The organism is Microbacterium proteolyticum (genome assembly GCF_030818075.1).
In the GTDB taxonomy this organism is placed as follows: domain Bacteria; phylum Actinomycetota; class Actinomycetes; order Actinomycetales; family Microbacteriaceae; genus Microbacterium; species Microbacterium proteolyticum_A.
In genome coordinates this window covers 2,431,753-2,443,663 of sequence record NZ_JAUSZZ010000001.1, presented here as the reverse complement: position 1 = coordinate 2,443,663, position 11,911 = coordinate 2,431,753, and the positions used below count along the sequence as shown (strand labels likewise).

At 70.9% G+C, this 11,911-nt stretch carries 9 protein-coding genes; 5 read left to right on the top strand and 4 right to left on the bottom strand.

What is annotated here, in order from left to right; genetic code table 11:
* Positions 1-80 precede the first annotated feature (80 nt).
* From QE392_RS11280 to QE392_RS11270, 3 genes are all read right to left on the bottom strand, one after another.
* The gene (locus QE392_RS11280) at positions 81-1,400 is read right to left on the bottom strand and encodes an MFS transporter (protein WP_307451721.1); all 1,320 of its coding nucleotides are present in this window, start codon (positions 1,398-1,400) and stop codon (positions 81-83) included.
* 13 nt (positions 1,401-1,413) lie between these two features.
* On the bottom strand, positions 1,414-2,319 hold the full coding sequence (locus QE392_RS11275; protein WP_307451718.1) for a shikimate dehydrogenase: 906 nt from the start codon (positions 2,317-2,319) through the stop codon (positions 1,414-1,416).
* A gap of 330 nt (positions 2,320-2,649) precedes the next feature.
* Positions 2,650-3,282 carry a TetR/AcrR family transcriptional regulator gene (locus QE392_RS11270; protein ID WP_307451716.1) on the bottom strand — a complete coding sequence of 211 codons (633 nt, stop codon included), beginning with the start codon at positions 3,280-3,282 and terminating at the stop codon, positions 2,650-2,652.
* A gap of 50 nt (positions 3,283-3,332) precedes the next feature.
* Here QE392_RS11270 and QE392_RS11265 point away from each other — a divergent pair, with 50 nt between their 5' ends.
* From QE392_RS11265 to QE392_RS11245, 5 genes are all read left to right on the top strand, one after another.
* Positions 3,333-5,144 carry a bifunctional sugar phosphate isomerase/epimerase/4-hydroxyphenylpyruvate dioxygenase family protein gene (locus QE392_RS11265; RefSeq protein ID WP_307451714.1) on the top strand — a complete coding sequence of 604 codons (1,812 nt, stop codon included), beginning with the start codon at positions 3,333-3,335 and terminating at the stop codon, positions 5,142-5,144.
* A 13-nt stretch (positions 5,145-5,157) separates the two neighbouring features.
* A complete protein-coding gene (locus tag QE392_RS11260; protein WP_307451713.1) occupies positions 5,158-5,616 on the top strand; it encodes a type II 3-dehydroquinate dehydratase in 459 nt (152 codons plus the stop codon).
* Positions 5,617-5,688: 72 nt separating this feature from the next.
* Complete coding sequence (efp, locus tag QE392_RS11255; RefSeq protein ID WP_307451712.1) at positions 5,689-6,249, top strand: elongation factor P; 561 nt, start codon at positions 5,689-5,691, stop codon at positions 6,247-6,249.
* 2 nt (positions 6,250-6,251) lie between these two features.
* Positions 6,252-6,662, top strand: coding sequence for a transcription antitermination factor NusB (nusB, locus tag QE392_RS11250; protein ID WP_298872920.1), 411 nt, complete (start codon positions 6,252-6,254; stop codon positions 6,660-6,662).
* 1,083 nt (positions 6,663-7,745) lie between these two features.
* The gene (locus QE392_RS11245; RefSeq protein WP_307451711.1) at positions 7,746-10,694 is read left to right on the top strand and encodes a DEAD/DEAH box helicase; all 2,949 of its coding nucleotides are present in this window, start codon (positions 7,746-7,748) and stop codon (positions 10,692-10,694) included.
* A gap of 182 nt (positions 10,695-10,876) precedes the next feature.
* Here the strand turns inward: QE392_RS11245 and QE392_RS11240 are convergent, their stop codons facing one another.
* Positions 10,877-11,872 carry a DUF2207 family protein gene (locus tag QE392_RS11240; protein ID WP_307451710.1) on the bottom strand — a complete coding sequence of 332 codons (996 nt, stop codon included), beginning with the start codon at positions 11,870-11,872 and terminating at the stop codon, positions 10,877-10,879.
* Positions 11,873-11,911: the final 39 nt, after the last annotated feature.

The window sequence follows — 11,911 nt, the reverse complement described above, 5'->3', positions numbered from 1 at the left end:
CAAGTCAACGAGGCGACGGGTGGGAGCGAGCGCAACGCGAACGACCCCGCCCCGAAGGGGACGGGGCCGTTGCGACGCCGTCAGACCGTCGCGGGCACGCGACGCTCGGGCGCGAGGCCGAGCTGGTCGGTCGGAACGTCTTTCGTCTCGCGAGCGGTCAGGGCGCTGATCGACGCGATGATGGCGATCACGGCGGTGAAGAGGCTGATGACGACCCATCCGCCCTCCGACACGCCGCCGAGGGCGGCCACGATGCTGGGGGCGAAGCCGGCCATGAGGAACCCCAGCTGGGTCCCGATCGCCATACCCGAGAAGCGCACGCGGGTGCTGAACATCTCGCCGTAGAACGAGGGCCACACGGCGTTGGCGGCGGCGTAGCCGAACGAGAACGTGAGGATGGCGAGCCCGAAGGTGAGCAGCGCGTTGCCGCCGCCCATCGACAGCATGTAGAACGGCATGAACGCCGCCGACGACAGCGCGCCGTAGACGAAGACGGGCTTGCGGCCAATGCGGTCGGCCAGGCGGCCGAAGAGCGGCTGCGTGATGAGCGCGACGACGTTGGCGACCACGACGAGCCACAACGTGATGCCGGCGTCGAGACCCTGCTCCTTGCCGTACGCGATGGCGAGGTTGCCGAACACGGTCGACACGGCGGCGATGAACGCGCAGCAGATCACGCGGAGCACATCGCGCCAGTGGTTCTTCAGCAGCGGGACGAGGGGCATGCGGGCGACCTGACCGGTGGCCTTGGCCTGCTCGAACTCGGGGGTCTCGTGCAGGCTCCGGCGGATGAAGAACGCGACCACGACGACCACGGCGCTCAGCCAGAACGGCACGCGCCAGCCCCACGAGAACTTGATGTCGTCGGGCAGCGCCACGACGGGAATGAAGATGAGCGCGGCGAGGATCTGGCCGCCCTGAGTTCCCGTGAGCGTCCACGAGGTGAAGAACGAGCGGCGGTGGTCGGGGGCGTGCTCGAGCGTCAGCGACGACGCACCGGCCTGCTCGCCGGCGGCGGACAGGCCTTGTGCCAGGCGGCACAGCACGAGCAGGGCGGGCGCGAACCAGCCGATCTGAGCGAAGCCCGGAAGGCAGCCGATGATGAACGTCGACACGCCCATCAGCAGCAGGGTGAACATCAGCACCTTCTGGCGGCCGATGCGGTCGCCGAAGTGACCGAGGATGACGGCGCCGAAGGGCCGGGCGATGTAGGCGAAGCCGAAGGTGGCGAACGACATCACCAGAGCCGCCTGGTCGCCCGAAGGGAAGAACACCGTCGGGAAGATGAGGGCGGCGGCGGAGCCGAACAGGAAGAAGTCGTAGTACTCCACGGCGCTGCCCATGAAGCTGGCGGTGGCCGCCTTCACGGGAGTCTTCCGCGTCGTTGCGGTGGTGGTCATGGACGAATGCTCCTTAGCGGGCGAGGGCCGGATCGACGGGGGCGTCGGACACGCCGTCGGACGTGACGAGGTCGAGGAAGTGAGAGGTCATGCGGTCGGGATCGGGTCGCGTCCCGGTGATGAGGGCGAACGCATCGACGGCCTGGTGGACCGCCATGCGCCCGCCGCTGAGGGTGCGGCACCCGCGCTCGCGCGCGGTGACGAGGAGTTCGGTGTCGAGCGGCCGATACACGATATCGGCCACCCACAGCTCAGGGCGCAGCAGCGCGGCGTCGAGGGGAAGACCCGGGTGCTCGGCCATGCCGACGGGCGTGCAGTGCACGAGACCGTCGGCGGACGCCAGCACCGGGGCGAGGTCCACCGGGGCGGCGGTGTCGACGACGGCGAGCGGATGCCGGGATGCCAGGTCGTCGGCGAGCGTGCGGGCGCGGTTCGCGTCGAGGTCGACGATGCTGAGACTCGCGGTGCCGAGCCGGAGCAGCGCGTCGGCGACGGCGGACCCCGCGCCGCCCGCGCCGAGCTGAACGACGTGCCGGGTCTCGGCATCCGGGAGCCCGTCGGTGAACGCGGCGGCGAAGCCGGTGGTGTCGGTGTTGTAGCCCACACGGCCGGCGGGGGTGAAGAGGACGGTGTTGACCGCGCCGATGGCCCGGGCCACGGGGTCGATGCGGTCGAGGTGCGCGAGCACGCTCTGCTTGCACGGGTGGGTGACGTTGACGGCGTCGTAGCCCAGGCGCTCGGCCCAGGCGAGCATCTCGCCGATGCGGTCGGGGTCGATGCCGAGGCTGGTGAGGTCGAGCGGGCGGTAGACGTAGGTGAGCCCGAGCGCGCGGGCTTCGGCCATGTGCATCGGGGGCGTCAGCGACGGGAGGACACCCGTGCCGATCAGGCCGACGAGGTAGGGGTGCGCGTTGATCACGGGACTCCTTCGTTTCCGCGAGCCGGTTATGTACTAACCGGTACGTTCAGAGGAAACCACGGCGAAGCCGCGGTGTCAACGACGAGTTGTGGATGCCGGGGTGTCGAGTCGTGACGGGTGCGGGCCGAAGCCAGTGTCCAAAACACCCGGACGTTTTCGCGCGAGGTCCGGGTGTTCTGGACACTCATCCTCCAAGCGTGCACCGATGGGCCTCCGCGCGTTGAGCGTCCAAGACACGCCGCACCGCCGGCCCAGGATGCGGCGTGTCTTGGACACTCAACAGGCTCGGGGGTGCCGCCAGGAGCCGGAGCCCCGGGCGGAACGGCGCGGTCAGCGCGCCGGAGCCGTCAGCCACCCGACCACGACGTCGCCGATCACCGCGCGCAGGTGCGAGCGCCGGGCGGGGGAGGCGAGGTCGACGTCGAACAGGTGGCCGAAGGTGTACTGGTTCGCCACCTGGAAGACGCAGTACGCGCTGATGACGAGGTGCACGTCGACGGCATCCACGTCGGAACGGAACACGCCGGCGCCGCGACCGCGCTCGAGGATCTCGTCGAGCAGGCTCTTCGCCGGCTGCGACAGCGTGCGCAGGCCGTCGATCTGACGGATGAACGCGCCACGGTGGATGTTCTCGATCGCGACGAGGCGGATGAAGGCGTCGTGGCCGACGTGGTGGTCGAAGGTCAGTTCGGCGAGGGCGCGGATGGCATCCACCGGATCGGCGTGATCGACGTCGATCGAGCGCTCGGCCTCGCGGATGCCACGGTAGGCCTCTTCGAGCACGGCCCGGTACAGGCCCTCTTTGCCGCCGAAGTAGTAGTAGATCATCCGCTTCGTGGTGCGGGTGCGCGCGGCGATCTCGTCGACCCGGGCGCCGGAGAAGCCATCCTCGGCGAAGACCTCGGTGGCGACGGCGAGGAGTTCCGAGCGGGTCCGTTCGGCGTCTCTGCGTGCCTCGGCCATTCGGTCAGACTAGTGGACCCACTTTGTACCAGATGGTACATTCGGCGCCCATGAGGACCTCGATGGCGACCGTCTGTATCAGCGGCACCCTGGCCGACAAGCTGCACGCGTGCGCGGAGGCCGGCTTCGACGGCGTCGAGATCTTCGAGCCCGACCTGCTCGCCGCCCCCGAGAGCCCCGAGGAGATCGCCGCCCTCGCCGACCGCCTGGGACTGAGCCTCGACCTGTACCAACCGATGCGCGACGTCGAGGGCGTCGACGAGCAAGCATTCGCCGCGGTCCTCCGCCGCGCCGAGGCCAAGTTCCAGCTCATGAACCGCCTCGGCATCAACCTCGTACTCTGCTGCAGCAACGTCGCCACCGCGACGATCGACGACGACGCCGTCTCCGCCGACCAGCTGCGGCGCCTCGGCGACCTCGCCGAGGGGTATGGCATCCGCATCGCCTACGAAGCGCTCGCATGGGGCCGCTTCGTCGACGACTACCGCCGCGCGTGGCGCATCGTCGAGCTCGCCGACCACCCCGCCGTCGGGGTGTGCCTCGACTCCTTCCACATCCTCTCGCGCGGTCACGACCCGGCCGGGATCGCCGGCATCCCGGGCGAGAAGATCTTCTTCGTGCAGCTCGCCGATGCCCCGCGCTTGAGCATGGACGTGCTGTCGTGGAGCCGTCATCATCGCCTGTTCCCGGGCGAGGGCGACTTCGATCTCGCCGACTTCACCGCGCGGATCGTGGATGCCGGGTACACCGGCCCGTGGTCGCTCGAGGTGTTCAACGACACCTTCCGCCAGACCGACGCGCGCCGCACCGCCCGGCACGCCCGACGCTCGCTGCGCTGGCTCGAAGACGCGGTGTCGCGCGTGCTGCCGGCCTCGCCCGACGGCTTCGAGATGCTCCCCGACTCCGCCGCCCCCTCGGGCGTGGACTTCGTCGAGGTCAAGGCCGAGGACACCTCCGCCATCGAGGAGCTGCTCGGCCAGCTCGGCTTCACCTCGCGCGGACGCCATCGCACGAAGCCCGTGACCCTGTGGACGGCGGGCGCTGCGCGCGTCATCCTGAACGAGCAGCACGCGCGCGGATGGGAGCCGCGCCTGGCCGCGATCGGTCTCGAGGTCGACGACGCCGAGGCGGTGGACCTGCGGATGGGCGAGCTGCGGGTGTCGCGGGCGTACCGCCGCACCTACGCGACCGAGGAGCGCCTCGACGGCGCCGTCGCCCCCGACGGAACCGAGGTGTACTGGGCGCAAGCCGCCGACGAGGGAGACCCGGCGTGGGTGGGGGAGTTCGAGCACGGCGAGGCGGTGCGTGCGACCCCGATCACCCACGTCGACCATGTGAGCCTCACGCAGCCGTGGGATGCCGTGGAGGAGGCGACGCTGTTCTACACCGCCGGCTTCGCGCTGCGCATCGACAGCAGCACCGACGTGCCCGGCCCCCGCGGCCTCGTCGCCAGCCGCGTGCTCGTGGCGCCGGGTGGCGGCGTGCGTCTGCCGCTGAACGTGGCGCCGCCGATCCTCGCGGCGGAGCGCGCGGGGGTCGCCCTTCCGCAGCACGTCGCGTTCGCCTGCAACGACGTGCGGGCGGTGGCGCGCGCGGCGCGCGAGCACGGGTTCGCGCCGCTGGCCATGCCCGGCAACTACTACGACGACATCGCCGCCCGCTTCGACCTCACGCGCGCCGAGGTCGACGAACTGCGCGAGCTCCACCTCGGGTACGACCGGGATGCCGCGGGCGAGTACCTGCACTTCTACACGCGGACCGTCGGCGAGGTGTTCTTCGAGTTCGTCGAGCGCGTCGACGCCTACGCCGGGTACGGCGCCGGTACGGCGCCGGTGCGCCTGACCGCGCAGGGACGGCGCTGATAACGTGCCGGGAATGACCACGCCCCGCCGCCTGCTGCTCGTCAACGGTCCGAACCTCAACCTGCTCGGCACCCGCCAGCCCGAGATCTACGGCTCCGACACCCTCGCCGACGTCGAGCGGGTGAGCACCGAGGCAGCCGCCGCGCACGGGTTCGAGGTGCGCGCGCTGCAGAGCAATCACGAGGGCGTGCTGATCGACGCGATCCACGCCGCGCGCCTGGACTGCGCGGGCATCGTGATCAACGCCGGGGGACTCACGCACACCTCGGTCGCGTTGCGCGACGCCCTGGCATCCGTCGACCTTCCCGTCGCCGAGGTGCACATCTCGAACATCAAGGAGCGCGAGGCGTTCCGGCACTTCTCGTACATCGAGGACGTCGCCGTCGTGCACGTGATCGGCGAAGGCGTCCCGGGCTACGGCCGCGCCGTCGACCTCCTGGTCGAGGTGCTCGCGGGCCGCGCCGACGGCTGACGACGCGGATCACGTAGACTCTGACGTCGGGCTCTCGCCCACTTCGACTCACGAAACGGAATATCGGCACTCATGGCATCCACCGCAGACATCAAGAACGGCGTCGTCCTGAACATCGACGGTCAGCTCTGGAGCGTCGTGGAGTTCCAGCACGTCAAGCCCGGCAAGGGCGGCGCGTTCGTGCGCACCAAGCTCAAGAACGTCATGAGCGGCAAGGTCGTCGACCGCACGTTCAACGCCGGCGCCAAGGTCGACATCGAGAACGTCGACCGCCGCGACTTCACCTACCTCTACAACGACGGCGAGGGCTTCGTCTTCATGGACGTCGCCGACTACGACCAGATCACCGTGGGCGCGGCCACCGTCGGCGACGCCGCGAACTTCCTGCTCGAGAACCAGCAGGTGCAGATCGCGCTCAACAACGGCAACCCGCTGTACATCGAGCTGCCGCCGTCGGTGATACTCGAGGTCACCTACACCGAGCCGGGCCTGCAGGGCGACCGCTCGTCGGCCGGCACCAAGCCCGCCACCGTCGAGACCGGCTACGAGATGCAGGTTCCCCTGTTCCTCGAGACCGGCACGAAGATCAAGGTCGACACTCGCACCGGCGAGTACCTCGGCCGCATCAGCTGACGTTGAGCGCCCGTACCAAGGCGCGCAAGCGCGCCCTCGACATCCTCTTCCAGGCCGACGTCCGTGGCGAGGAGCTGCCGGTCATGCTCGCCACCGAGGCAAAGCGTGCGGCGTCGGAGCCCGACCGTCAGGCCTCGTGGCTGTACGCCCGCGACATCGTCGACGGTGTGATCGACAACCGCGACGCGATCGACGAACAGATCACGACGTTCGCGAAGGACTGGTCGCTGCAGCGCATGCCCGCCGTCGATCGCGCCCTGTTGCGCATCGGCACGTGGGAGATCCTCTACAACGACGAGGTTCCCACCGCTGTCGCGATCGACGAGGCCGTCGAGCTGGCGAAGGAGTTCTCGACCGACGACTCCGGCTCGTTCGTGCACGGCGTGCTGGCCCGGATCGCGCGCTCGTCCTGAGCGCTGACCCCTTCGCTGCGACGCGGTCCCGGCCTTGCGCCGGTGGCCGCGTCGCGGCGTTTGGGCGCGGGGGGCGCCGGCGCGGGCTGCGACGTCGGCATGCAAACACAATCCGTGCGCAGAAACACGACAACAGCATGTTTCTGCGCATGGATCGTGTTTATGCGTGGGGGATGCCGCCGCCCGGCCGCCGCGGCGCACCCGGTGACGTCGTGACGGACGACGCCTGCCCGCGCCGCCGCCGCAGCCGCCCGCCCTCAATCGGGCACGCATAAACACAATCCGTGAGCAGAAACACGACGACAACATGTTTCCGCGCACCGATCCTGTTTATGCACGGGGGATGCCGCCGCCGACGCAGCCGCCCGCCTCTGACCGGGCACGCATAAACACAACCCGTGCGCAGAAACACGACGACAGCATGTTTCCGCGCACCGATCCTGTTTATGCACGGGGCATGCCGCCGCCCAGCCGCCCCGGCGCACCCGGTGACGTCGTGACGGAAGACACCCCGCCGGCGCCCCCGCCGCCCGCCCCCGATTGCGCACGCATAAACACAATCCGTGCGCAGAAACACGACGAGAGCATGTTTCCGCGCACCGATCGTGTTTATGCATGGGGCATGCCGCCGCCCAGCCGCCCCGGCGCACCCGGCGGCGTCGTGACGGAAGACACCCCGCCGGCGCCGCCACCGCCCGCCCCCGATTGCGCACGCATAAACACAATCCGTGCGCACAAACACGACGACAGCATGTTTCCGCGCACTAATCGTGTTTATGCACGGGGGAAGCCGCGGCCCGGCCGCCCCGGCGAACCCGGCGGCGTCGTGACGGAAGACACCCCGGCCCCGCCGCCGCCGCCCGCCCGCCCGCCCGCCCGCAAGAGCGCACGCATAAACGCAATCCGTGCGCGCAAACACGACGACAGCATGTTTCCGCGCACCGATCGTGTTTATGCATGGGCGATGCCCGGGCTCCTCAGCGTGCACGGCGGGCAAGGCTCCCGCCCGGCCCGCAACACGACGTCACCCCCCGGCGAGCGGGGCCGCCGGCCGATGTCGGAGGCCCCGGGCAGGATGGTGTCGTGACTTCGTGGCGCGATCTTCTGCCGCCGAGGGCGCCGGCCGCTTTCGAGCCGCTCGCCCTCGGCGTCGAGCTGCGCCAGCGCGAGGCGTACGACCCGGCCCGGTGGGAGGCCCGCGCCGTCGTGCCGGTGACCCCACGGCTGCTCGCCCAGCGGCAAGACGACCTCCAGCTCGTCGCGCGCCCCCTCATGCGCGGCGCCCGCGAGGCCTGGATCAAGGCGGATGCCACGTGGGACGCGGTACGACGATCGACCGGCCGCTTCGACCCGGCGCACGTGCGCTGGTTCGCCGAGCTGCACGCGCTGGCGCAGGCGATGCGAACGACCGGGCCCTTCGCCGCGTCCGGCGACACGGTCGCTCTCGACACCGTGGATTCGCCCCTGCTGTGGCCGCACCTGGGCGCGGCGGCGGGGCTCGGCATCCCGATCGTGTCGATGCATCCGCAGCAGCGCGTGCGCCTCGGGGGCGACGCGGTCGCGAGGGTCGCCCTCGACGCCGTCGGCGGGGGAGCTCTCCGCGTTTCAGCCGACCTCGCGGTCGACGGGAGCCGGGTGGATGCCGCGCACGCCCGCGCGATCGGCTCGTCGGGGCTGTTCGCGTACGAACTCGACCGCGATCCGGTGCCGCTCCTGCTCGCCGCCGTCGAGCTCCCGGCACCGCTGCCCGCGCTCCTCGGTCGCGGGGCTGTCGACGTCTCGGCGACGGATGCCGCGGAGTTCATCGCCGACGTCTACCCCCGGTTGGCGCGCCGTGCCCCGCTGTCGGTCGGGGCGGGAGTCCCACCGCCGCCCCCGGCGCGACCGACGCTGGAGGTCGACGTGTCGTACCTCGACGACGACGCCGTCGCTTACGCGCTCGAGTGGGCGTACCCGGGCGGATACCGCGCCGCATACGACGCCGGCGACGGCCCCGAGCGCGACCCACGCGCCGAGGCCCAGATCGGCGAGCGGTTCGAGGCCGCGTGGATGATGGCATCCGATCTCCCCCTCTCCGAACGGGCGACCCTGCGCGAGGCGGATGCCGCGGCGTTCAGCACCCGCGTGCTGCCCGCCGTCGACGTGCTCGACGAGGTGCGCGTGCGCACGCGGGGGACGCGGCCGTCGTTCCGAGAGTTGCGCGGCGACCCGACGCTGCGCATCACCGCCGTCGAGTCGCTCGATCGCGACTGGCTCGACCTCGGCATCGTGGTGACCATCGACGGGCGCCTCATCCCGTTCGGCGTGCTTTTCAGCGCCCTCTCGCGGGGGCGCACGCGAATCAAGCTCTCGGACGGGGCGTGGTTCTCGCTCGCGCACCCGGCCCTGCAACGACTGCGCGACCTGCTCGAGGAGGCCGCGGCGCTCGACGAGTGGGAGACCGGCCCGCGCCTGCCCCGCACGCATCTGGCGCTGTGGGCCGAGTTCGAAGACCTCGCCGACCAGTCCGACGCGGCGGTCGAGTGGCGCGGGCTCGCCCGGGCGCTGCGCGACGTCGCGGACGTTCCTGCGGTGCCGACGCCGCCCGGGTTCCGCGCCGAGCTGCGGCCCTACCAGCGCGAGGGGCTGTCGTGGCTCGCGCTGCTCCACGCGCACCGCCTGGGCGGTATCCTCGCCGACGACATGGGTCTGGGGAAGACGCTGCAGCTTCTCGCGCTGATCGCGCACGCCCGCGCGCGGGGCGACGTGCGCCCGTGGCTGGTGGTCGCCCCCACCTCGGTGCTGCCGACGTGGCGCGACGAAGCGGCGCGCTTCGCGCCCGACCTGCGCGTCGCCGTCGTCGAGGCGACAGCGGTACGCCGAGACCGCACGATCGCCGAGACGGCGGGCGATGACGACGTGGTCGTCGCGTCGTACGGTGTCGTGCGAACGGATGCAGACGAGTTCGCGGCCCCGCACTGGTCGGGCGTCGTGCTCGACGAGGCGCAGTTCGTGAAGAACCCCGCGACGCGCATCCACCGCGCCGTCGCGGCGCTGAAGACCGACGCCGTGTTCGCCGCGACCGGCACCCCGATCGAGAACGGCCTCGACGACCTGTGGGCGCTGCTCGCGCTGACGGCGCCGGGGCTCTTCCCCTCGATCCGGCAGTTCCGCGAGGACTACACCCGCGCCATCGAGCAGCTGCCCACCGACGCCCCCACCGAGCTCTCAGCCGCCGCGGCGAGCGCGCACCGCCACAAGATGCTCGAGCGTCTGCGACGGCGGGTGCGGCCGTTCCTGCTGCGCCGCACGAAAGACGTCGTGGCATCCGATCTCCCGCCCAAGCAGGAGCAGGAGATCGCCGTCCCCCTCGGTCCCGCGCACCAGGAGGTGTACGACCGGGTCCTGCAGCGGGAGCGGCAGAAGGTTCTGGGCCTGCTCGACGACCTGGACCGGCAGCGCTTCATCGTCTTCCGTTCCCTGACGCTCCTGCGCATGCTCGCGCTCGCGCCCGGACTCGTCGACGAGCGCGACGCGCACCTCGGATCGGCCAAGCTCGACACGCTGCTCGAGCGTCTGATCGAAGTCGCCGCCGAGGGGCACCGCGCGCTGGTGTTCAGCCAGTTCACGTCGTTCCTCGACATGGCGGCGGAGAGACTGGATGCCGCAGGCCTCGCCTACGCGCACCTCGACGGCAGCACCGCGCGCCGCGGCGACGTGGTGGCGGGGTTCCGAGAAGGTGACGCCCCGGTGTTCCTCATCAGCCTGAAGGCCGGCGGCTTCGGTCTCACCCTTACCGAGGCCGACTATGTGTTCGTGCTCGACCCGTGGTGGAACCCGGCCGCCGAGGCCCAGGCCGTCGACCGCGCCCACCGCATCGGCCAGGACAAGAGCGTGTTCGTCTACCGGCTCATCGCCGCCGGAACGATCGAAGAGAAGGTGCTCGCGCTGCAGCGCCGCAAGGCGGAGCTCTTCGACGCGGTCATCGACGACGGCGAGGCCTTCGCCGCTGCGCTCGACGCGGAAGACATTCGCGGGCTGCTCGGGCCGTGACGTCCGAGCGGGCGCCACTCGTCGCCCGAACTCCGCCCGGCGGTACCGACCCCGCACCGGCGAAGTGAGATGCTCGCCTCGGCCGCGGCATAAGCGCTCTCCTCGCGAGGGCCGCGTCGTCGGAACCGACCCTCGAGCATCACACCCGGGACATGCCCGCTCTCATCAGCGGCCCCACGTCGTCACAACAACCCGTCGAGCACCGCCCCCGCGGCATCCAGAGCATGGTCCGTCGCGAACACGATGTTCACCACGCCCTTCACCGTCGCCTCGACATCCATCACCTGAAGAAACCCGTCACCAACCTCGGCCAGCGTGTGCGGAGACGTGCGACCCAGCTCGTCGTAGCCGATCTCCAGGGTGGCGAGCCAGTCCTGGGCGAGGCCGAATATGACCGCGTAGGGGAGCAGGCGCTCGTTCAGGGCGAACCGTTCCACGGCGTCACCCACCTGTTGGCGTGACCCCGAGGGCGACTGCAAGACCCGTAGGCGATCGGCCTCGGCGAGCGTCAGATACTGGCGGATGCCGTCAAGGTGCTCTCGCCGGGGCGTCGCCGCCGGTGTGAAGCGGCGCGCGAGACCCCGCGGAACGACGGCGAGCGCGACGAGCGCCAGGGCCAGCGCTGCGACACCGACCCCGAAGGCGGAGGGTGCGGGTGCCGTCGACAGGAAGAACCCGATCCCGAGGACGAGGAGCGCGCTGCTCCATCGGATCACCGACCGACCGGGACGCCATCCGGCCAGAAGGCCCTCGCGCTGCAAGCGGCGCCCGTCCTTGGCGACGAAGGCGCGTACGCCCCGCGCGATCCGGCGTCGGTCGCGAGACAGGCGCCGCGAGTACCCGCTGGGTGTCTCCGGGCCGCACACCACCTCGAGCAGACGACGTTCGCCGTCGGTCAGAGTCTCGGGGGCGATGACCTGCACCGCCATGCTCTTGCGTGAGACGCCGTTCTCGGTCAGCAGGTGGACGCGACCGCGCACGACGAGGTCGACGAGACCGGCCGCGACCGCGCGACGCTCCTGCCCCGCGAGGATGGCGTCGTCGACGACGGTGGCTCCCGGGCGCGGCGCGTACTCCACCACCAGCGAATGCGGCAGACGCGGCGAGCGCACCCGCGCGACGATCGCCGCGACCAGCAACACGGTCGCCACCGCGAGGATGACGAGGGCGCCGAGCATCTCGCCATCGTACGATTCCGTCGCCGCGCCCACCGCCCA